This is a genomic window from Pseudomonas sp. CFBP13509 (assembly GCF_005233485.1).
In the GTDB taxonomy this organism is placed as follows: Bacteria; Pseudomonadota; Gammaproteobacteria; order Pseudomonadales; family Pseudomonadaceae; genus Aquipseudomonas; species Aquipseudomonas marginalis.
In genome coordinates, this window is the sequence record NZ_QGAA01000002.1 from 170,079 (window position 1) to 190,782 (window position 20,704).

The 20,704-nt window shown below is 61.5% G+C and carries 19 protein-coding genes; 3 read left to right on the top strand and 16 right to left on the bottom strand.

Annotated elements, in window-relative coordinates; genetic code table 11:
• Positions 1–45: 45 nt before the first annotated feature.
• The 12 genes from PspCFBP13509_RS04215 to PspCFBP13509_RS04270 form a co-directional block, all read right to left on the bottom strand.
• On the bottom strand, positions 46–1,980 hold the full coding sequence (locus PspCFBP13509_RS04215) for a methyl-accepting chemotaxis protein (RefSeq protein ID WP_065925623.1): 1,935 nt from the start codon (positions 1,978–1,980) through the stop codon (positions 46–48).
• 139 nt (positions 1,981–2,119) lie between these two features.
• Positions 2,120–3,409, bottom strand: coding sequence for an adenylosuccinate synthase (locus tag PspCFBP13509_RS04220; RefSeq protein WP_027604896.1), 1,290 nt, complete (start codon positions 3,407–3,409; stop codon positions 2,120–2,122).
• 54 nt (positions 3,410–3,463) lie between these two features.
• On the bottom strand, positions 3,464–4,651 hold the full coding sequence (locus PspCFBP13509_RS04225; protein WP_065940876.1) for an ATP phosphoribosyltransferase regulatory subunit: 1,188 nt from the start codon (positions 4,649–4,651) through the stop codon (positions 3,464–3,466).
• A 293-nt stretch (positions 4,652–4,944) separates the two neighbouring features.
• Positions 4,945–5,811: a protease modulator HflC gene (hflC, locus tag PspCFBP13509_RS04230; protein ID WP_010213607.1), complete on the bottom strand. Its 867-nt coding sequence runs from the start codon at positions 5,809–5,811 to the stop codon at positions 4,945–4,947.
• Positions 5,811–6,986 (bottom strand): FtsH protease activity modulator HflK, encoded by a 1,176-nt coding sequence (hflK, locus tag PspCFBP13509_RS04235; protein WP_065925625.1) that lies wholly within the window; start codon positions 6,984–6,986, stop codon positions 5,811–5,813. The genes hflC and hflK overlap by 1 nt, the downstream gene beginning before the upstream one ends.
• Before the next feature lie 96 nt (positions 6,987–7,082).
• Positions 7,083–8,384: a ribosome rescue GTPase HflX gene (gene hflX, locus PspCFBP13509_RS04240; RefSeq protein WP_027604899.1), complete on the bottom strand. Its 1,302-nt coding sequence runs from the start codon at positions 8,382–8,384 to the stop codon at positions 7,083–7,085.
• A 12-nt stretch (positions 8,385–8,396) separates the two neighbouring features.
• Positions 8,397–8,657 carry an RNA chaperone Hfq gene (gene hfq / locus PspCFBP13509_RS04245; RefSeq protein WP_003171355.1) on the bottom strand — a complete coding sequence of 87 codons (261 nt, stop codon included), beginning with the start codon at positions 8,655–8,657 and terminating at the stop codon, positions 8,397–8,399.
• A gap of 94 nt (positions 8,658–8,751) precedes the next feature.
• Entirely contained in the window at positions 8,752–9,723 is a 972-nt protein-coding gene (gene miaA, locus PspCFBP13509_RS04250) for a tRNA (adenosine(37)-N6)-dimethylallyltransferase MiaA (RefSeq protein WP_074848585.1), read from the bottom strand.
• Positions 9,723–11,636, bottom strand: a complete 1,914-nt coding sequence (gene mutL, locus PspCFBP13509_RS04255; protein ID WP_065925627.1) for a DNA mismatch repair endonuclease MutL — start codon at positions 11,634–11,636, stop codon at positions 9,723–9,725. Before mutL ends, miaA begins: the two co-directional genes overlap by 1 nt.
• Positions 11,636–13,057: an N-acetylmuramoyl-L-alanine amidase gene (locus PspCFBP13509_RS04260; RefSeq protein ID WP_027604902.1), complete on the bottom strand. Its 1,422-nt coding sequence runs from the start codon at positions 13,055–13,057 to the stop codon at positions 11,636–11,638. The genes mutL and PspCFBP13509_RS04260 overlap by 1 nt, the downstream gene beginning before the upstream one ends.
• 15 nt (positions 13,058–13,072) lie before the next feature.
• Entirely contained in the window at positions 13,073–13,543 is a 471-nt protein-coding gene (tsaE, locus tag PspCFBP13509_RS04265; protein WP_065925628.1) for a tRNA (adenosine(37)-N6)-threonylcarbamoyltransferase complex ATPase subunit type 1 TsaE, read from the bottom strand.
• Positions 13,531–14,391 (bottom strand): NAD(P)H-hydrate dehydratase, encoded by an 861-nt coding sequence (locus tag PspCFBP13509_RS04270; protein ID WP_065925629.1) that lies wholly within the window; start codon positions 14,389–14,391, stop codon positions 13,531–13,533. Before PspCFBP13509_RS04270 ends, tsaE begins: the two co-directional genes overlap by 13 nt.
• A 63-nt stretch (positions 14,392–14,454) precedes the next feature.
• Between PspCFBP13509_RS04270 and queG the strand changes: the two genes are divergently transcribed.
• Positions 14,455–15,519, top strand: coding sequence for a tRNA epoxyqueuosine(34) reductase QueG (gene queG, locus PspCFBP13509_RS04275; RefSeq protein WP_137211606.1), 1,065 nt, complete (start codon positions 14,455–14,457; stop codon positions 15,517–15,519).
• Here queG and PspCFBP13509_RS04280 read toward each other — a convergent pair.
• Positions 15,516–16,133: a trimeric intracellular cation channel family protein gene (locus PspCFBP13509_RS04280; RefSeq protein WP_175403002.1), complete on the bottom strand. Its 618-nt coding sequence runs from the start codon at positions 16,131–16,133 to the stop codon at positions 15,516–15,518. The genes queG and PspCFBP13509_RS04280 overlap by 4 nt on opposite strands.
• A 172-nt stretch (positions 16,134–16,305) precedes the next feature.
• Positions 16,306–16,848, bottom strand: coding sequence for an oligoribonuclease (gene orn, locus PspCFBP13509_RS04285; RefSeq protein ID WP_010213620.1), 543 nt, complete (start codon positions 16,846–16,848; stop codon positions 16,306–16,308).
• A gap of 108 nt (positions 16,849–16,956) precedes the next feature.
• Here orn and rsgA point away from each other — a divergent pair, with 108 nt between their 5' ends.
• Together rsgA and PspCFBP13509_RS04295 are read left to right on the top strand one after the other, a co-directional pair.
• A complete protein-coding gene (gene rsgA / locus PspCFBP13509_RS04290; protein WP_065925631.1) occupies positions 16,957–17,988 on the top strand; it encodes a small ribosomal subunit biogenesis GTPase RsgA in 1,032 nt (343 codons plus the stop codon).
• Between the two features lie 286 nt (positions 17,989–18,274).
• A complete protein-coding gene (locus PspCFBP13509_RS04295) occupies positions 18,275–18,670 on the top strand; it encodes a type II toxin-antitoxin system PemK/MazF family toxin (protein WP_065925632.1) in 396 nt (131 codons plus the stop codon).
• Between the two features lie 62 nt (positions 18,671–18,732).
• Here the strand turns inward: PspCFBP13509_RS04295 and motB are convergent, their stop codons facing one another.
• Positions 18,733–19,749: a flagellar motor protein MotB gene (gene motB, locus PspCFBP13509_RS04300; protein ID WP_065925633.1), complete on the bottom strand. Its 1,017-nt coding sequence runs from the start codon at positions 19,747–19,749 to the stop codon at positions 18,733–18,735.
• Positions 19,750–19,752: 3 nt separating this feature from the next.
• Complete coding sequence (gene motA / locus PspCFBP13509_RS04305) at positions 19,753–20,604, bottom strand: flagellar motor stator protein MotA (RefSeq protein ID WP_053139364.1); 852 nt, start codon at positions 20,602–20,604, stop codon at positions 19,753–19,755.
• Between the last annotated feature and the right edge of the window lie 100 nt (positions 20,605–20,704).

The window sequence follows — 20,704 nt, forward strand, 5'->3', positions numbered from 1 at the left end:
ATCGCTATCGGGGGCAAGCCCCCGATGAGGCCAGAACGGACGACGCTAAGCCCGGAACTGCCCCAGACTCGCCTTCAACTGCGCCGCCAACCCATCCAGCACCTTGCCACTGGCGGTAGTCTCCACCACCGCCTGCGCCGCACGCTCGGCCTGGGCATGGATCACCTCGACACGGCCTCGTACCGCATGGGCGCCCTGGGCCTGGTGCTCGGCGGCGCGGGTAGCCAGGCCAATCGCTGCATGCACCTGCTCCACCGAGGCCTGCACCGTCTGCTGCAAGCGCACGCTGTCGCGCAGCACCAGCAAACCTTCGTTGGCCTGGCGCCCGGCCTTGCCGATGGTTTCCACCGCCTCCCGCGCGCCCTGCTGCAACGCGACGATATGGGCCTGGATATCGCCGGTAGAGCTTTGGGTCTTGCTGGCCAACGCACGCACTTCGTCCGCCACCACCGCAAAGCCCCGCCCGGTCTCGCCCGCACGCGCGGCTTCAATGGCCGCGTTGAGCGCCAACAGGTTGGTCTGCTCGGCGATACCATGGATGACCGTCAGCACCACTTCGATCTGCTCGCTTTGCTGGGCCAGGCGCTCGATAACCTGGGACCCGGCCTGGACCTGCCCCGCCAACGCCTCGATCAAACTGCCAACTTCGGCCGACGTGCGCGAGTTCTCGTCCGTCGCCTGACGAATATCCACCACCTGCTGCAACGCCGCCTGCATGGCGTGGCTTTCGGCCTGGGCCTCGTCGGCCATTTGCGACAGTGCGCGCAAACTCTCCGCCACCTCATCACGCTGCAAGCCAGCGGCCGCATCGGCGCCGGCATTGCGCAAGGTCATGGCGCCGATTTCCACGCCGGTACGCTGGGCCACATCGCCCGCCTCGCGCACGATGGGTTGCAACTTATCCACAAAGCGATTGACCGCCGAGGCCATGTCGCCGATTTCGTCCTTGCTGTTGATCTGCACGCGCTTGGTGAGGTCGCCCTCGCCTGCTGCCAGGTCATCCATGGCCGCGATAAGCAGTTTCAGGCGATTGACCACACGGCGGCCGAGAACCACGGCGATCAGCAGCAATACGCCGAAACCGACCACCGCCAGCCCCATGCCGATGCGCCAACGCAAGGTGCCGGCAGCCTCCTGCACGGCGTCGGTGGTGTTGACGGTCATCTGGGTCGCAGTGGCTTGTGCCGACTGCAGACGAGCGCCCATGGCCGCCGCGCTATCCGCCGCAGCACCTTTGAGGCTGTCGCCGACCAACTGATCACCGCTGGCTATCAGTGCGGCAAAACGCTTGTCCAGCGCTTGCAGATCGGCCTCGACCGACGCGGTCGACACCCCCATGAGCACCTTGCCAATCTCCACGCCGTTAGGGCTGATGGACGCCTCGACATAGAACACCGAAGGATCGTTCTTCGCGGCGTTCAGGACTTTGTCCAGGGCGCGATCGCCCTGGCCTTTTTCCAGCAACGCTTTGTTGATCGGATTTTCGCGATTCAGATAACGAGTCAGGTGCTCACCCGCCGCGTCGTCATAAACCACGAACAGCACGTTGGGATTGCGCTGGGCGCGTCGGGCAAACTCGGACAGCGTTGGCACATCGCTGTCCCACATGGCGCGGGGCGCCACCGAGGCCAGCAGTTGCGCCATATCGTTGGCGGAGTCTTGCAGGTCTTTTTCCAGGGTCGCACGCAACTGTTTCTGCTCTGCCTGCAGGCGCTCGGAAAGCCCGGCGGTCAGGCGCTGACGGGTACTGGTGGACAAGCTGTCCAGGCTCGACGTGACTTCCTTGCCGGCCTGGGCCAGTTCACCGGACAGCTTCTGGCTGTCGACGCCCAGGCGACTGCCCAAATCGGCCTCCAGCGCCGTGACCGTGCTCCGGGTGAGAGCGACCGCCACCAGCACTTGCACCAAAAGAGCGATACCTAGGGTAACGAACACCGGCCGCAACAGACGGCTTTGTAACAATGAGAGAACGGCAGACATCGGGAATCCCTCCACCACGGGTGCCACTAATTTGATAGCACCGCGAAAGAGAGAAACACAGCAAGGGTCGTGCCGCTTGGCATGCAGATACGACAAAGGGCTCCCGAAGGAGCCCTTTGCTTTTTACATCAATAGCTTATTAAGCGAACGGGTGACGCAGAACGATGGTCTCGTTGCGATCCGGGCCCGTCGAAATAATGTCAATCGGCGCACCGATCAGCTCTTCAACGCGCTTGATGTAGGCACGGGCATTGGCTGGCAACTCTTCCAGGGTCTTGGCACCCACGGTCGATTCGCTCCAGCCCGGCACTTCTTCGTACACAGGCTGCAGGCCCACGTAGCTGTCGGCGTCAACCGGGGCAACGTCCTTGCCTTCGGCATCTTTGTAGCCGACGCAGATGTTGATGGTTTCCAGACCGTCGAGTACATCCAGCTTGGTGAAGCAGATGCCCGAGATGCTGTTCACATCGATCGCGCGACGCAGGATAACGGCGTCGAACCAGCCACAGCGACGAGCACGGCCGGTGGTCGCGCCGAATTCGTGACCTTGCTTGGCCAGGTGCGCACCGACTTCGTCGAACAGTTCAGTCGGGAACGGGCCCGAACCTACACGGGTGGTGTAGGCCTTGGTGATGCCGAGGATGTAGTCCAGGAACATAGGACCAACGCCCGAACCGGTAGCGACGCCGCCAGCAGTGGTGTTGGAGCTGGTCACGTACGGGTAGGTACCGTGGTCGATGTCCAGCAACGAACCCTGGGCGCCTTCGAACATGATGTCCTTGCCGGCGCGACGCAGGTCGTGCAGCTCGGCGGTCACATCCAGCATCAGCGGCTTGAGCAGCTCAGCGTATTCCTTGCACTCGGCCAGGGTCTTGTCGAATTCGATGGCGGGCTCTTTGTAGTAACCCACCAGCATGAAGTTGTGGTAATCCACCAGTTCACGCAGCTTGTCTTCAAAGCGCGGCATGTTGAGCAGGTCGCCCACACGCAGGCCACGACGCGCGACCTTGTCTTCGTAGGCCGGGCCGATGCCGCGACCGGTGGTGCCGATCTTCAGCTCGCCACGGGCCTTTTCACGGGCCTGGTCCAGCGCAACGTGGAAGGACAGGATCAGCGGGCAGGACGGGCTGATACGCAGGCGCTCGCGCACCGGTACGCCTTTCTCTTCCAGCTTGGTGATCTCGCGCAGCAGGGCATCCGGTGCAACCACGACGCCGTTACCGATCAGGCACTGCACGCCTTCGCGCAGGACACCCGACGGGATCAGGTGCAAGACGGTTTTTTCGCCGTCGATGACCAGGGTGTGGCCAGCGTTGTGACCGCCTTGGTAGCGCACTACGGCGGCAGCATGTTCGGTCAGCAGATCAACGATCTTGCCTTTGCCCTCATCACCCCATTGGGTGCCCAGGACTACGACATTCTTACCCATAACACTTGTCCTCATTCGCGCAAACTTGGTGCCGGCGATGGCCGGCAGGAAAACTCAAGAAGCCAGTGGCGATACTTGCCAAAGCCCGTTCTGCAGAATCAATTGCCGGTCGCAGTCCGCTTCACGGGCGGCGGCCAATGGCTGCCCAGGCAATGCCTGGACAACACGCTGACCCTCACTGCGCAACTGGCAAACCTGCTGCCAGAGTGCTGCGTCCGTACTGTCGGGCATCCAGATGCCACCAGACGGCAGCTCGACCTCAGCACGCCCCAGGGTCACCAGGGTTTTCAAATCGGTGGAAAAGCCGGTGGCCGGACGCGCACGACCGAAGTCGGCGCCGATGTCGTCGTAACGTCCACCTTGGGCGATGGCCTGGCCAACACCCGGTACAAACACCGCGAACACCACACCGGTGTGGTAGTGGTAACCGCGCAACTCGCCCAGATCAAAATACAGCGGCAACTGCGGGAACCGCGCCGACAACCGCTCAGCAATCGCCAGCACGTCATCCAGTGCAGCCAATACCGGCGCCGGCGCCTTGGCCAGGCGCTCACGTGCAGCCACCAGTACTTCACGGCCACCACACAGGTTGACCAGTGCACGCAGCATCTCGGCCAGATCCGCAGGCACGCCAGCGGTCAAGGCGATGACTTCATCGATCGCCTTGCGCTGCAGGGCATCGAACAGCTGTTGCTCGGCCTCACCGGACAAACCGGCCGCACGGGCCAGGCCACGGTAGATACCCACGTGACCGAGGTCCATGTGGACATCTGGTACATCAGCCAGTTGCAGCATGGCCAGCATCAGGCTGATCACTTCAACGTCGCTGCTCGGGCTGGCATCACCGTACAACTCCGCGCCCAACTGGATCGGGCTGCGGGAAGACGACAAGGCACGCGGTTGAGCATGCAGCACGCTGCCGGCGTAGCACAGGCGGCTCGGGCCTTCGCGGCGCAGGGTGTGCGCATCGATGCGCGCCACTTGCGGCGTGATGTCGGCACGGAACCCCATTTGCCGGCCCGATTGCGGGTCGATGACCTTGAAGGTGCGCAGATCCAGGTCCTGGCCCGCGCCGGTCAGCAGGGATTCCAGGTACTCGATATGGGGGGTCACGACAAACTCGTAACCCCAGCTCTGGAACAGATCCAACACCTGGCGACGCGCTACTTCAATGCGCGCAGCTTCTGGTGGCAGTACTTCTTCGATGCCATCTGGCAGCAGCCAGCGGTCTACCGTTGCCATTACGCCATTCCCCTATGATCCGGGCGGCCAGCCCTCGGCCGAGCCTTGAGTGAAGCAGAAAATACCCGCCCCCTGCATAAACCACGCGCAAGAGCGACGTGACGAACGACCTGTTAACGGCCTCGTCGGGCACTTTCCTCGAAAAACCTGTCACGCCTGCCGAATCAAACATGCAGACGCAAAAAAGCCGGGAATTTCCCGGCTGCCGCATCATACACCCGTTTTCTGAAAGGATCACCCCGCCAGGCGTTTTAGCCGCCCGACGGAGTGCGCCCTACAAAATCACGGGCTGGTTACTTGGACTTTTCCAGGTAGCGGAAGAAGTCGCTGCTTGGGTCCAGCACCATGACGTCGGTTTTGTTCGCGAAGCTTTCACGGTAGGCACGCAGGCTACGGTAGAACGCGTAGAACTCCTGGTCCTGGCCGTAAGCCTTGGCGTAGATCGCCGCGGCTTGAGCATCACCATCACCACGGGCCTCTTCAGACTCGCGATAGGCTTCTGCCAGCAGTACACGGCGCTGACGGTCGGCATCCGCACGGATACCTTCAGCCAGCTCGTTACCCTTGGCACGGTGCTCACGAGCCTCACGCTCACGCTCGGTGCTCATGCGCTCGAACACGCTGCGGTTCACTTCCTTCGGCAAATCGATGGCCTTGACCCGAACATCGACAACTTCGATGCCCAGCTCTTTTTCCGCCATCGTGTTCAACGAACGGGTGATATCCGCCATCAGCGCATCACGTTCACCGGACACCACCTCGTGCAGGGTGCGCTTACCAAACTGGTCACGCAGGCCCGACTCCAGACGGCGCGACAAACGCTCGTCGGCAATCTGCTTGAGGCCGGAGGTCGCAGTGTAGAAGCGCTCGGCATCCTTGACGCGCCACTTGGCGTAGGCGTCAACCATCACGGCTTTCTTTTCCAGGGTCAGGAAGCGCTGTGTCGGTGCATCCAGGGTCATCAGGCGGGCGTCGAACTTGCGCACCTGGTTGACGTAAGGGACTTTCACATGCAGGCCCGGCTGGACATCCGCCTGGACCACGCGACCGAATTGCAGCAGCACCGCTCGCTCGGTCTGAGCCACGATGTAGAAGCAGTTCCAGGCAGCGATGACCACGACGACGCCCACAATCAGGGCGGTCAGCGATTTATTGCTCATCAACGACTCTCCCTGGTACGTGTTTGCTGTTGCAGCAAGTCAGCGGCCGCACGGGCGCTCGCTTCATTGGCAGCGGCATTGGAACCGGTGGACGGTGCACTGGAGCTGCTGCGACCACCTTCGATCATCTTGTCCAGCGGCAGGTACAGCAGGTTGTTCTGCCCACCCTTGCTGCCGGTCACGAGGACCTTGCTGGTATTGCTGAAGACTTCCTGCATGGTGTCCAGGTACAGACGCTCACGCGTCACTTCAGGCGCCTTGCGATACTCGGCGACCAGCTTGGTAAAGCGATCCGCTTCACCCTTGGCACGGGAGACCACTTCGTCACGGTAACCATTGGCATCCTCAAGGATACGCTGGGCCTGGCCACGGGCTTCCGGCACGACGCCGTTGGCGTAGGTTTCAGCCTGGTTGCGCGAACGCTGTTCGTCTTCACGGGCGCGGATCACGTCGTCGAACGCTTCCTGCACTTCACGCGGTGCCGCTGCGCTCTGTACGTTCACCTGGGTGACGGTGATACCGGTGCGATAGGTATCGAGGAACCGTTGCAGGCGCTCCTTGATTTCGCTGGCCATCAGTTCACGGCCTTCGGTCAGCACCTGGTCCATGGCGGTGGAACCCACCACGTGGCGCAGGGCGCTTTCGGTTGCGTGTTGCAGGCTGATTTCCGGCTGATCGACATTCAGCACGAAGTCCTGCAGGTTGCTGATCTTGTACTGCACGGTCAGCGGCACTTCGACGATATTCTCGTCTTCGGTCAGCATCTGGCCCTGCTTGGTGTAGGCACGCTCACGCGTGACGTTCTCCATGTACTTCTTGTCGATCGGCGGGAAATAGATATTCAGGCCAGGACCGACAGTCTCGTAGTACTTGCCGAAGCGCAGCACCACGGCTTGCTCCTGCTCGTCCACGACGTATACGGCGCTGTACAGCCATACGGCCGCCAGCACGACAAGACCCAGGCCCAGCAGGCCGTAGCCGCCGCCCTTGCTGGTGCGACCACCTTCATCACCACCCCGTTTTTTTCCACCACCGAACAACCCATTCAGGCTTTCCTGCAGCTTTCGGAAGGCCTCGTCGAGATCTGGTGGCCCCTTGCGGTCGCCATTATTGCGGCGCTTACCACCCCAAGGATCCTGATTATTCGAGTTGCCACCCGGCTCATTCCAAGCCATAGCGCTCTCCATCTGATAAAGCAAAGACGCACCCACGGCGCGCCGACCAATGCTACAGAATGCCTGCTACTGCGGCACAACCGCTTTCTGAGGCTTTTATTGCAAAGTGTGTTGTTCGATGAACTCTGTCGGTACTACGCCTTCACGGCTGACCAGCCGATTGAGCTCCGAGCGCGGCAATCGAACGGCAAGCAAGCTGACACCTTCTTCGTCGTGTTCTTCTTTCTGTACCGCGCCCAGCTCGAAAAACTGTGCACGCAGTCGAGCAAAACGCTGAGGCAAGCGCAAGGTGCCGACGAACAAATCGCTGCCGAGCAATTCGGCAATGGCTTGTTCAAGCAGCTCCAAACCACTGCCATCGCGCGCCGACAGCCAGACCCGCTGGGGCTTGCCGTTCTCGTCGCGCTGGATTTGTGGCTCAACGCCTTCAAGCAAATCGAGTTTGTTATAGACCTCGAGGATCGGCAAGTCCTGGGCACCAATCTCACCCAGCACGACCATCACCTGTTCAATCTGCAACATGCGATCCGGTTCGGCCGCATCGATCACGTGCAACAACAGGTCGGAATTGCTCGACTCTTCGAGCGTAGACCGAAATGCCTCGACCAGCTTGTGGGGCAGGTGCCGAATGAAACCCACGGTGTCGGCCAGGACAATCGGCCCCAGGTCGTCAATATCCAGACGGCGCAAGGTCGGGTCGAGGGTAGCGAACAGTTGGTCAGCCGCGTACACGTCCGATTTGGTCACGTTGTTGAACAGCGTGGACTTGCCGGCGTTGGTGTAGCCCACCAGCGATACGGTAGGAATATCGGCACGTGAACGGCCACGTCGCGATTGCTCGCGCTGGCTGCGCACCTTCTCCAGTCGGCCCTTGATCTGACGCAGGCGAACCCGCAGCAGGCGTCGGTCGGTTTCCAGCTGGGTTTCACCCGGGCCCCGCATGCCGATACCGCCACCCTGACGCTCAAGGTGAGTCCAACCGCGAACCAGCCGGGTGCTCATGTGGTCAAGCTGGGCCAGTTCTACCTGGAGCTTGCCCTCATGGGTACGGGCGCGCTGGGCGAAAATATCGAGAATCAGGCCGGTGCGGTCGATCACGCGACACTCGAATACACGTTCGAGGTTACGTTCCTGACTGGGCGTGAGGGTGTGATTGAAGATCACCAGATCGGCTTCTTCGGCATGGACCAGGTCGCGCAATTCCTCGACCTTGCCGCTGCCAATCAGGAATTTGGCGGTTGGCCGATGACGCGGCACGTTAAAAAACGCAACGGTCTCGGCGCCGGCCGAATTTGCCAACTCCTGAAACTCCTGCGGATCTTCGCGCGCCTCAGGGTCCTGTCCATCCAAGTGAACGAGGATGACTCGCTCACCACCACCGTGGCGCTCAAAGAACAAAGGAGACTCCTATCAGGCGTTACCTGGCTCAGCGTCAGCTGCATCATCACCGGCGGCGCTAGGCAGACGGATTGGACGAACTGGAACCACTGTCGAGATAGCGTGCTTGTAGACCATCTGGCTGACGGTGTTTTTCAGCAGGATCACGAACTGGTCGAACGACTCGATCGTGCCTTGCAGCTTGATACCGTTGACCAGATAGATGGAAACCCCCACTTTCTCTTTACGTAAAGTATTCAAGTAAGGGTCTTGTAGCGAATGCCCTTTTGACATGTGCCGCACTCCTTTAAGGATCAATAATAAAAAATCGGAAAATAGATAGCTTATGGCCGTCACACCCCCAAGGATAGACGGCAATTGCAAGGACTCAGCTCAATATGGAGACCGTTCCCAAGTATTTCAAGGCGCGTGACAGATTGTCGCTGTCCAGGCTGTCCAACCAGTGCAAATCGCTCCAGCTGCGCAGCCAGGTGAACTGGCGCTTCGCTAATTGGCGCGTGGCAATGATGCCGCGCTCCTGCATTTCGGCTGACGTCAGCTTGCCATCCAGATGATCCCAGACTTGGCGGTAGCCTACAGCACGTATCGAAGGTAACCCTGGATGCAGGTCACCTCTTGACCGCAGTGCTACGACCTCGTCCACAAACCCCTGTTCCAACATAATTGTGAATCTTTGTGCAATTCGTTCATGCAGCACCTGGCGATTTGCCGGAGCGATGGCCAGATTCGCCACAGTATAGGGCAATTGTGACTGTCCAGATGCGCCTGCATCAGCACTTTGCGCAGTTTGTTTCAGCCGCAGTTCAGTCATGGTCTGCCCGCTGACCCGCCAGACTTCCAGAGCGCGGCTGAGGCGCTGGGGATCATTGGGGTGAATACGCGCGGCAGATACCGGATCAACCACTGCCAACTGGTCGTGCAGGGCTTGCCAGCCAAGGCGTGCAGCCTCTTCTTCGAGTTCAGCGCGCACCTGGGCATCGGCGGGCGGCATGTCGGCCAGCCCTTCCTGCAAAGCCTTGTAGTAGAGCATCGTGCCACCCACCAGCAAGGGGATGTTGCCCCGCGCGGTGATTTGCGCCATGGCGGCCAGGGCGTCAGTGCGGAAATCCGCTGCGGAATAGCTCTCGGCCGGGTCGATGATGTCGATCAACCGGTGCGGATGCTGCGCCAGCAGCGCTTTGGAAGGCTTGGCGGTGCCGATGTCCATGTCCCGGTAAACCAGGGCTGAGTCGACACTGATGAGCTCGCACGGCAGCACCTTGGTGAGCTCGATGGCCAGGTCGGTCTTGCCGGCGGCCGTGGGGCCCATCAGAAAGATTGCGGGGGGCAAGGCACTCATCAACGGCCGCGCAAGAACAGTTTGTCCAGATCGTCCAGGCCCATCTGGGTCCAGGTCGGACGGCCATGGTTGCACTGGCCGCTGCGTTCGGTGTTTTCCATGTCGCGCAGCAGGCCGTTCATTTCCGGCAAGGCCAGGCGGCGATTGGCGCGGATGGCGCCGTGGCAGGCCATGGTGCCGAGCAGTTCGTTGATGTGTGCCTGGATACGGTCACTGGTGCCGTACTCCATCAGGTCAGCCAATACATCGGCCACCAGCCGGTTGGCTTCGGCCTGCTTGAGCAGCGCGGGAATCTGGCGAATCGCCAGGGTCTCAGGGCCCAGGCGCTGCAACTCGAAGCCCAGTTTCTGGAACACACCATGATGTTCTTCAGCGCAATCGGCCTCACGCTGGCTGACGGCCAGGGATTCCGGCACCAGCAACGGCTGGCCACTCAGGCCTTCGCTGGCCATGGCGATCTTCAGGCGCTCGTACATGATCCGCTCGTGAGCGGCATGCATGTCCACCAGCACCAGGCCATGGGCATTTTCCGCGAGGATGTAGATGCCCTTGAGCTGCGCCAACGCGTAGCCCAGGGGTGGGATATCACCGCCACCTTCCGGCAAGGCCACGGCGCCCGGCTCGGCACCTGGCAGCGGCGCAAAGAACTCACGATAGGCAGCCTGCGCTTCGGCGACCGGCACGGCCGATTGCGGACGCGGTGTGTATTGGTACTGATAACCCGCTCCCGAGCCAGAGCCCGGCGCCGTATAGCTCGGCTGGGGTTGCGGCGATTGCAGCAGGTTTGCCGCCAGGCTCATTTCGCCCTGAGGGCCAAACTCGCCCGCTTCGGGGCCGCTCGGCCGCACCACCGCCGTCACGATGGGCGCAGACAACTGGTCATCCGGGCGCACATCGCCCAGGGCACGGTGCAAGGTGCCATAGAGGAAGTCATGCACCATGCGCCCGTCACGGAAGCGCACTTCGTGCTTGGTCGGGTGCACATTGACGTCGACCACCGAAGGGTCGACCTCGAAAAACAGCACAAAGGTCGGATGCCGGCCGTTGAACAGCACATCGCGATAAGCCTGGCGCACCGCGTGGGCCACCAGTTTGTCGCGTACCGCCCGGCCATTCACAAAGAAATACTGCAAGTCCGCCTGGCTACGGGAAAACGTCGGCAAACCGACCCAACCCCACAGCCGCAGGCCATTGCGTTCGACTTCAATCGGCAGCGCCTGCTCCAGGAACCCCGCACCGCACACTGCCGCGACACGGCGAGCACGCGCGGCGTCGTCGTTGGCTTCGTGCAGGCTGAGGATGGTCTTGCCGTTGTGGCGCAGGTGAAACGCCACATCGAAACGCGCCAGGGCCAGGCGCTTGATGACTTCTTGCAGGTGATCGAATTCGGTTTTTTCGGCCTTGAGGAATTTGCGCCGCGCCGGGGTGTTGAAGAACAAGTCGCGCACTTCCACAGAGGTGCCCACCGGGTGGGCAGCCGGCTGGACCCGAGGCGCCATGTCGCGGCCTTCGGTCTCCACCTGCCAGGCTTGCTCGGCATCACGGGTGCGCGACGTCAGGGTCAGACGGGCCACGGAACTGATGGAAGCCAATGCCTCACCGCGAAAGCCCAGGCTCATCACCCGCTCCAGGTCTTCCAGGTCGCGGATCTTGCTGGTGGCGTGACGGGCCAGGGCCAGCGGCAGGTCATCGGAGGAGATCCCGCTGCCATCGTCGCGGACACGCAGCAGCTTGACGCCGCCCTGCTCCACATCGACATCGATGCGTCGGGCGCCGGAGTCGATGCTGTTCTCCAGCAATTCCTTGATCACCGATGCCGGCCGCTCAACGACCTCGCCCGCCGCAATCTGGTTGGCGAGGCGCGGGCTGAGCAATTCAATGCGCGACCCGCTGTTCAAGACTGATTCGCTCATTACTGTGCCGCCAATTCAGTGCCGGGGATGGTCAATACCTGGCCGATTTTCAACTCATCGCTCTTCAGGTTGTTGGCGCTGCGCAGGGACGCGGCCGAGACCTGGAAACGCACGGCCAGCATGGCCACGGTGTCGCCGGGCTGCACGCGATGGTCGCGCGGGCCCTGGGCGATTTTGCCGGAGTCGCGCAGCCAGGCAATGTAGGTGCCTGGCGGCGGGTTCTGCTGGAAGAACTGGCGCACGCCAGCACTGATGGAGCGCGCCAAGGCCTGCTGGTGGCTGGCACTGGCCAGCTTCGAGGCTTCGTTGGCGTTGGAGATAAACCCGGTTTCCACCAGGATCGATGGGATGTCCGGCGATTTCAACACCATGAACCCGGCCTGCTCCACGCGCTGCTTATGCAACGAGGTCACCCGGCCGATGTTGCTCAACACCTTCTGGCCGACGTTCAAGCTGGAGGTCAGCGAGGCCGTCATCGACAGGTCAAGCAGTACCCCGGCGAGCATCTTGTCCTTGTCATCGAGGGACACGTTGCCGGCCCCGCCGATCAAGTCGGAACGGTTTTCGCTGTCGGCCAGCCAGCGCGCGGTCTCGGACGTGGCGCCGCGATCCGACAGGGCAAACACCGAAGCACCGAAGGCCGCCGTCGAAGGCGCGGCGTCCGCATGGATCGAGACGAACAGGTCGGCGCCCTTCTTACGGGCGATTTCGGTACGGCCGCGCAACGGAATGAAGTAGTCGCCGGTACGGGTCAGTTCGGCGCGGTAGCCTTTCATGCCGTTGACCTGGCGCTGCAGCTCACGGGCGATGGCCAGCACCACGTCTTTCTCATGCTGGCCGCGCGAACCGGAGGCGCCCGGGTCTTCACCGCCGTGGCCGGCATCGATCACCACGATAATGTCGCGCTTGCCGGCCGGCGCTGGCGGCGGCGGTGGCAGCTTGACCTGAGGCTGGGACGGGTTGACCGGTACGGCCGGCACTGTCGCCACGGCCGGGGTTGGCGCCGGCGGCGGCGCGGCATCGGCGGCGTTGTCGAACAGATCGACCACCAGCCGGTTGCCGTATTGGGCGTTTGGCGCCAGGGAGAAGCTTTTCGGGGTCACGACCTTTTTCAGGTCGATTACCACCCGCAGGTCGGTCGGCGTGCGCTGCGCCGAGCGCATGGCGGTAATCGGCGTGTTGGCGGTGGACACGTTCAACGGCGCGGCCAGGGTCGCACCATTGATGTCGATCACCAGGCGATCGGGCGCCGTGAGGGTAAAGACACTGTGCTGGACCGGGCCAGACAGGTCGAACACCAGTCGCGTGTTATCCGGCGCTCGCCACAGGCGAACACTCTTCACCTGTGAAGCAGCCAGAGCATTGACAGTCATTGCCGCAAGCAACACCCCTACGACAGCAACCAACGCGCGAAAGCGCATACCTAACCCCACCAATTATTTGAATTCCAAAGCCAGAGCGGCGCACCACGACTCACCGCGCGCGCCCTGGGGCAACAACTTCAGCTGACGTCCGTGATCATGCGGCGTAATGGTAATGGTCAGGTCCGGCTTTGGCAAAAAGCCTGTGCCTTTATCTGGCCACTCAATCAGGCACAGCGCGGCTTCATCGAAGTAATCACGGATGCCCATGAATTCGAGTTCTTCGGGATCCACCAGGCGGTAGAGGTCGAAATGGAAAGCCCGCACTGCGCCGATCTCGTAGGGTTCAACCAGGGTGAACGTGGGACTCTTGACCGCCCCGGTGTGGCCCAGACCGCGAATGATCCCCCGGGACAGCGTGGTCTTGCCCGCCCCCAGGTCGCCTTCAAGAAAGATCAGGCCTGAGCCGGCCGTGACCTGGGCAATACGCTGACCTAACGCCACCATGGCCTCTTCATCGGCCAGGAAAAGAATTACTTCAGACACGGCGACTGTTCCTCCAGCAATTGACGAATGGCGGGTATCAGGTCGCTGGCGGCCAGCCCGCGACCAAAGCTGCCCTGGCGATCCCCTGCCGTGGCGTGCAACCAGACGGCCAGGCAGCTGGCTTCATAAGCCGGCATGCCCTGGGCCAGCAGCGCACCTACCAGGCCGGCCAAAACGTCACCGAGGCCCGCCGTCGCCATCGCCGGATGGCCTTGGTCACAGCGTGAAACGCGCCCGTCCGGGCTGGCAATCAAACTGCCAGCACCCTTGAGGATAGCCACTGCATTGAATTTCTGGCTCAACGCGCGCGCCACCTTAAGACGATCGGCCTGAACCTCGGCTGTCGAAATACCCAACAAGCGCGCCGCCTCCCCAGGATGCGGAGTGATCACGCAATGGGCCGGCAGGCTCACACTGCCAGTCGCCAGTTGATTGAGTGCATCGGCATCCCAGACCTGCGGCTGCCGTGCATTGGCTGCAACAGACAACAGGCTTTTACCCCAGGCGGCTTCGCCCAGGCCGGGGCCAATGACGATTACCGAGATTTTTTCCAGCAAGCCCATCAACTGGTTGGCCGAACTCACGCCGACGCTCATGACTTCCGGCAAACGGGCCAGCGCGGCCGGCACATGCTCAAGTCGAGTGGCCAGGGACACCATGCCCGCGCCACTGCGCAGGGCACTTTCGGCACTCAACAGCGCGGCACCGCCAAAGCCCCGGTCGCCGCCAATCATCAACAGGTGGCCGAACTGGCCTTTATGGGCGTCCGGGGAACGCGCAGCCAGTTGCGGCAAATGGCCGTGCAACAAAGGCTGAACGTCGGTTATTTCGTGTTTTGTCTGCGGCATGCGTCTTCAAGCTCCGATGTCTGGCAGAATTATACGCATCTAACCTGTGGTTTCCCGTGTCTCATGCCCGCTATTACCTCCGATCTGCCCGCCCTCGCCCAATCGATCAAGGACTGGGGCCGCGAGCTGGGCTTTCAACAAGTCGGCATCAGCGGCCTGGACCTGGCCGAGCATGAACAACATCTGCAACGCTGGCTCGACGCGGGCTACCACGGCGAGATGGACTACATGGGCGCCCATGGCAGCAAACGCTCGCACCCGGACGAACTGGTGCCGGGTACCCTGCGCGTGGTGTCGCTGCGCATGGATTACCTGCCCGGCGACACGCAGATGGCGCAACTGCTGGCAAAACCGGAAAAAGCCTACATCTCCCGTTATGCCCTGGGCCGCGACTACCACAAGCTGATCCGCAAGCGCGTGCAGCAGTTGGCCGACCGCATCCAGGCGCAGATCGGCCCTTTCGGCTTTCGCGCCTTTGTCGACAGCGCGCCCGTGCTGGAAAAGGCCATTGCCGAACAAGCGGGCCTTGGCTGGATCGGTAAAAACACCCTGGTGCTCAATCGCAAGGCCGGCAGTTATTTCTTCCTCAGCGAACTGTTTGTCGATTTGCCGCTGCCCGTGGATCCACCCCACGCCACGGAGCACTGCGGCCGCTGCACCGCCTGCCTGGATATCTGCCCCACCAACGCGTTTGTCGGCCCCTATGTGCTGGACGCCCGGCGCTGCATTTCCTACCTGACCATCGAACTCAAGAGCGCCATCCCTGAAGACCTGCGCCCGCTGATCGGCAATCGGGTATTCGGCTGCGATGACTGTCAGATCGTTTGTCCGTGGAATCGTTTCGCGCGACCCACTGCCGAGAGCGATTTCACGCCACGGCACAACCTGGATAACGCAGGACTGGCGGAGCTGTTCATGTGGGATGAGGATAAATTCCTCAGCAGTACCGAAGGCTCACCGTTGCGCCGTGCCGGTTACGAGCGCTGGCTGCGCAACCTGGCGGTGGGCCTGGGCAATGCGCCGTCGAGCATTCCGGTGCTGGAAGCCTTGAAGGCACGCCGGGATTACCCGTCGGAGCTGGTGCGCGAGCATGTGGAATGGGCGCTGAACCAGCACGCATCGCGCTAGTGCACGTCGTCGTTGTAGACGAACTTGGGCATTTCCCAGTGAAACCGGATCGCCAGCAGGCGCAATAGAAAGCCGCTGAACAGGGTCAGTAGAATCGCCTGCTCGCTGGGCAGTTCCAGGTAGAGGCACAGCAGGTAAAACCAGGCGGCGAGGAATGACACGCTGGCGTACAGTTCACGGCGGAAGATCAGCGGAATGTCGTTGCAGAAGATATCCCGCAGAATGCCGCCGAAGACGCCGGTGATCACCCCGCTGACCGAGGCCACCAGCATGCCGTGGCCCATTTCCAGGGCGGTCATGCAGCCGATCAAGGTGAAAGCAACCAGGCCCACGGCATCCAGCGCGAGGAACAGCGAGCGCAGGCGACGCATCAAGGGTGCGATAAAGATCGTCACCAGCGCCGCGATGGAGGTCAGCACCAGGTATTCCGGATGCTTGACCCACGTCAGCGGGTAGTGGCCGAGCAATACATCACGTACCGAGCCGCCGCCCAACGCCGTCACGCAGGCGATCAGCACCACACCAAACCAGTCCATGCCGCGCCGGCCGGCGGACAACGCGCCGGTCATGGCTTCGGCGGTGATGGCGATGAGGTAGAGCATCAGCAGCATGATGGCGATCCTTGTAGTGAGCGGGCTTGCCCCGCGCTGGGCTGCGCAGCAGCCCCAAATACTTGGCGATGATATCTATAGGGAGAAATGCGGCAACGGCAGTGGGGCCGCTACGCAGCCCAGCGCGGGGCAAGCCCGCTCACCACAGGAAGCCCGGACACGGTAAGAAACCGTTTCAAGCCTTGATGAAATGCTTGCGGTAATGCTGCAGCTCGGCGATCGACTCGCGAATATCATCCAGCGCCAAGTGCGTGCTGCCTTTATGGAAGCTGTCCTTGACCTCCGGCGCCCAGCGCGCAGCCAGTTCCTTTAGCGTGGACACATCCAGGTTGCGGTAGTGGAAGTAGCTTTCCAGCGCTTTCATATGGGTATAAAGGAAGCGACGGTCCTGACAGATGCTGTTGCCGCAGATCGGCGACTTGCCCTTGGGCACCCACTTCTCCAGGAAGGCAATGGTTTCGGCTTCGGCTTCGGCCATGCTGATGCGGCTGTCACGCACACGCTGGGTCAGGCCGGAGTTGCCGTGGGTGCGGGTGTTCCACTCGTCCATGGTGGCAAGCACGGCGTCGCTGTGGTGGATGGCGATCACCGGACCTTCGGCCAAGGTGTTGAGGTTGCTGTCGGTGACAATGGTCGCCATCTCGATGATGACGTCGGTGTCAGGGTTCAGACCGGTCATTTCCAGATCGATCCAAATCAGGTTCTGTGGGTTTTGCATGGCTTGATTCTCTTGGCACCTTGGCGTAGCTGCGCAGTTTAGCAGGCGGGGCCGTGCTAGACTCGCGACCGTTTTACCCAACCTTTGCATTATCGACACGGAACACCAATGGCCAAACGCCAGCTCAATCGTCGCCAAAACTGGCGCATCGAAAAGATTCAAGGTGAACGCGCCGCCCGCGCCGCCAAACGTGAATCCTCCGCCGTGGAGGCGCTCGAGGGCGGCGACCTGGGCCCCGAACAGACGGGCCTGGTAATTGCGCACTTCGGTGTGCAGGTCGAAGTCGAGGCGCTGGAAGGCGAACTCGCGGGCCTGGTGTTCCGCTGCCACTTGCGCGCCAACCTGCCTGCGCTGGTCACCGGCGACAAGGTGGTATGGCGCGCCGGCAACCAGGGCATCGGCGTGATCGTCGCCCAATTGCCGCGCAGCACCGAACTGCGCCGCCCCGACAGCCGTGGCCAGCTCAAGCCGGTAGCGGCCAACGTCGACATGATCGTGATCGTGTTTGCACCACTGCCCGAGCCCCATGCCAACCTGATCGACCGCTACCTGGTGGCAGCCGAGCATGCCGGCATTCGCCCGTTGTTGCTGCTGAACAAATTCGACCTGATCGACGAGCAGAATGCCCCCGCGCTCAACGCGCTGCTGGCGGTCTACCGCACCCTGGGCTACCCGGTGCTGGAAGTCTCGGCCCATCACGGCAATGGCATGGAACAGCTGCAACAGCAGTTGGACGGACGTATCAGCGTCTTTGTCGGCCAGTCGGGCGTGGGCAAATCCTCGCTGGTCAATAGCCTGCTGCCGGAAGTCGATACCCGCGTGGGCCCGCTGTCGGAGCTGTCCGGCCAGGGCACCCACACCACTACCACGGCGCGGCTGTTCCACTTCCCGGGCGGCGGTGAGTTGATCGACTCCCCGGGCATCCGTGAATTCGGCCTCGGCCACGTCAGCCGCAGCGACGTGGAAGCTGGCTTTATCGAATTCAACGACCTGATCGGCACCTGCCGCTTCCGCGATTGCAAACACGATCGCGAGCCGGGCTGCGCCCTGCTCAAGGCCCTGGAAGACGGCCGCGTGCAGCAGCAGCGGATGAACAGCTATCGGTCGATTATTGCGAGCTTGCCGGAAAGCAGTTATTGAGCAGGCATTTCCTGATACATATAAATGGAGACGTAAAGCACCCTGCTCCATTGATTTAGCGGGAGCTGGCATCAAGAATTCGGCACAACTGGGTGGCTCACCGACGCAAGCCAGCTTGAATTCGACATTCCTGATGCCCATAATCGCTCCGTCACCAGCGCAGGCTGGCAGGAGTCTGGATCCTTTTCGGGGTTGATCCAGCGGCGCAGAAGGGGCGATGCAAGCTCCACTGCGTGTCGAATGAAGCCGCCTTCGGGCGGCTTTGCTTTTTGTGGGGAATTGACGATTGACTCTCTACTATCATCCCAAACAAGGCGATGTGCTGCTTTGTGACTTCACCCGCGGCTTTGTGGCCCCGGAGATGCTCAAGATCCGCAAGGTGGTGGTGATATCCCCTACAGCCACCCACAAGCGCAAACTCTGTACCGTTGTACCGATCTCCTCTACCGCGCCGGAGATCCAGTACGACTGGCATCACCTGCTTCGTACAAATCCACTTCAATCCGATGGCTACAAAGAGCTGTGGGTGAAGTGCGACATGATTTATACCGTCAGCTTCGAGCGCCTCGACAAGCTGCATAGAAAGACCCGATCCAAAGGACGAGAATACTTCGTGCCACGCTTGGGCACCGACGACATGCAAGGCGTGATCAGCGGGGTCAAGGCCTATCTACCACTCTGAGTAGAAATGAAAACGCCCCGATCAGTCGGGGCGTTTTCATTGGTAGACACGCTGTATATGGCTTAGGACCCCGTCGCCGGCGCCGTAGGGTCTTTCACGCCGCCATCATCAAACAGGTTCAGCTTCTGCCGCAGCTCATGGGCCGGCAATGGCTCCTGGCCGGGCGGGATGGCATGTGGGTCGGCCGGCACTTCACCCGGCGCACCTGCTCCCGGGGTCGGTTGTGGTGGCGGCTGATCGCCTTCAATCGCACGCTGGGCCTTTTTGGTCAGCACCACGATATCGATGCGGCGGTTGATCGGGTTGAACGGATCCTTCGCATCAAACAGTTGCGAGGACGCAAACCCCACCACCCGCGCCACTTGCGGGTCGGGATAGCTGCCGGCCACCAGCGCACGACGCGCGGCGTTGGCACGGTTGGCGGAAAGCTCCCAGTTGCCGAAGTCACCCTGGCCCGCGTAAGGCTTGGCATCGGTGTGGCCGCTGATGCTGATCTTGTTCGGCACCGCCTTGATAGTGTCGGCCATGGCCAGCAGGATGTCTTCAAAGTACGGTTTCAAGCGTGCGCTGCCAGAGTCGAACATCGGCCGGTTGGCGGCGTCGGTGATCTGGATACGCAAGCCATCCGGGGTGATCTCGAACGAAATCTGATCCTTGAATTTCAGCAGTTGCGGGTTTTCCTCCACCTTGTTCTGCAACTCTTGCAGCAACAGCTCAAGACGTTCCTGCTCGACCTGCTCGGCCATGGCTTCGACGGTATCGCGCTCGATCGGGATTTTTTCCTGCGGTGCTTCGGTCTTGACTTCCGGGTTGATGGTGCGCTCAGGCGCCAACTGCGGCGAACCGCCCAGGTCGATCACAAAGGGCGTGCCGCTTTCCGAGAAGCCAATCGGGTCTTTGAAGTAGCCGGCAATGGCGATCTTCTGTTCGGGCGTGGCGGTGGACATCAGCCACAGCACCAGGAAGAACGCCATCATCGCCGTGGCAAAGTCGGCGAAAGCGATTTTCCAGGCGCCGCCATGGTGCCCCGCAGCGAAGCGCTTGACGCGCTTGATGATTATCGGCTGGTTGTTTTCCATGGCTTAGCGACCGCGAACCGCTTGTTCCAGCTCGGCGAAGCTTGGGCGATGCTTCGGGTACAGCACCTTGCGACCGAACTCCACCGCCAACGAAGGCGGCATGCCGGAAGCGGACGCCACCAGGCTGGCCTTGATCGATTCGTACAGGTTGATTTCTTCCTTGGCATCGTGGGCCAGGGAGGTCGCCAGCGGGCCGAAGAAGCCGTAGGCTGCGAGAATACCGAAGAAGGTACCCACCAGCGCCGCACCTACGTGCATGCCGATAGCCGCCTGGTCACCTTCCCCCAGGGAAGCCATGGTTACCACGATACCCAGCACCGCCGCGACGATACCGAAGCCGGGCATGCCGTCGGCTACACCGGTCACGGCATGGGAAGGATGCTCCAACTCTTCCTTGAGGCTGAACAATTCCATGTCGAACAGGCCCTCAAGCTCATGGGGAGCCATGTTGCCGGAGGACATGATGCGCAGGTAGTCACAGATGTAGGCGGTCATGCGCTCATCTTTGAGCACGGCCGGGTACTTGGCGAAAATCGGGCTGGCCGCGGCGTCCTCGATGTCGGCCTCGATGGCCATCATGCCTTCGCGGCGGCTCTTGTTGAGGATCTCGTAAACCAGGCCCAACACTTCCAGATAGAACGTGTGGGTGAAACGCGAACCGAACATGCCCAGCGACTTCTTGATCACGTGCATGGTCATGTAGCCGGGGTTCGCCTGCAGGAAGGCACCCAGTGCCGCACCACCGATAATCATCACCTCGAAAGGCTGGATCAGTGCCGCAATTTTACCGTGGGACAGGACGTAGCCGCCGAGCACGCTCGCGAAGACGACGATAATGCCGATAATTTTAGCCATAGGAGATGAGTACTTGCGCCGTCGGGTTCATGGACATATTTGGGGGAACTGGAAAACTCTTGTTCTACTTATCGGCAAAACTGCGCCAGACTATAGCCCG

Excerpts from the sequence above, each read along its gene's own strand:
- PspCFBP13509_RS04215 (WP_065925623.1), bottom strand. The coding sequence starts at position 1,980 with ATGTCTGCCGTTCTCTCATTGTTACAAAGCCGTCTGTTGCGGCCGGTG.
- PspCFBP13509_RS04220 (WP_027604896.1), bottom strand. The coding sequence starts at position 3,409 with ATGGGTAAGAATGTCGTAGTCCTGGGCACCCAATGGGGTGATGAGGGC.
- PspCFBP13509_RS04225 (WP_065940876.1), bottom strand. The coding sequence starts at position 4,651 with ATGGCAACGGTAGACCGCTGGCTGCTGCCAGATGGCATCGAAGAAGTA.
- hflC (WP_010213607.1), bottom strand. The coding sequence starts at position 5,811 with ATGAGCAATAAATCGCTGACCGCCCTGATTGTGGGCGTCGTCGTGGTC.
- hflK (WP_065925625.1), bottom strand. The coding sequence starts at position 6,986 with ATGGCTTGGAATGAGCCGGGTGGCAACTCGAATAATCAGGATCCTTGG.
- hfq (WP_003171355.1), bottom strand. The coding sequence starts at position 8,657 with ATGTCAAAAGGGCATTCGCTACAAGACCCTTACTTGAATACTTTACGT.
- miaA (WP_074848585.1), bottom strand. The coding sequence starts at position 9,723 with ATGAGTGCCTTGCCCCCCGCAATCTTTCTGATGGGCCCCACGGCCGCC.
- mutL (WP_065925627.1), bottom strand. The coding sequence starts at position 11,636 with ATGAGCGAATCAGTCTTGAACAGCGGGTCGCGCATTGAATTGCTCAGC.
- PspCFBP13509_RS04260 (WP_027604902.1), bottom strand. The coding sequence starts at position 13,057 with ATGCGCTTTCGCGCGTTGGTTGCTGTCGTAGGGGTGTTGCTTGCGGCA.
- PspCFBP13509_RS04270 (WP_065925629.1), bottom strand. The coding sequence starts at position 14,391 with ATGCCGCAGACAAAACACGAAATAACCGACGTTCAGCCTTTGTTGCAC.
- queG (WP_137211606.1), top strand. The coding sequence starts at position 14,455 with ATGCCCGCTATTACCTCCGATCTGCCCGCCCTCGCCCAATCGATCAAG.
- orn (WP_010213620.1), bottom strand. The coding sequence starts at position 16,848 with ATGCAAAACCCACAGAACCTGATTTGGATCGATCTGGAAATGACCGGT.
- rsgA (WP_065925631.1), top strand. The coding sequence starts at position 16,957 with ATGGCCAAACGCCAGCTCAATCGTCGCCAAAACTGGCGCATCGAAAAG.
- motB (WP_065925633.1), bottom strand. The coding sequence starts at position 19,749 with ATGGAAAACAACCAGCCGATAATCATCAAGCGCGTCAAGCGCTTCGCT.
- motA (WP_053139364.1), bottom strand. The coding sequence starts at position 20,604 with ATGGCTAAAATTATCGGCATTATCGTCGTCTTCGCGAGCGTGCTCGGC.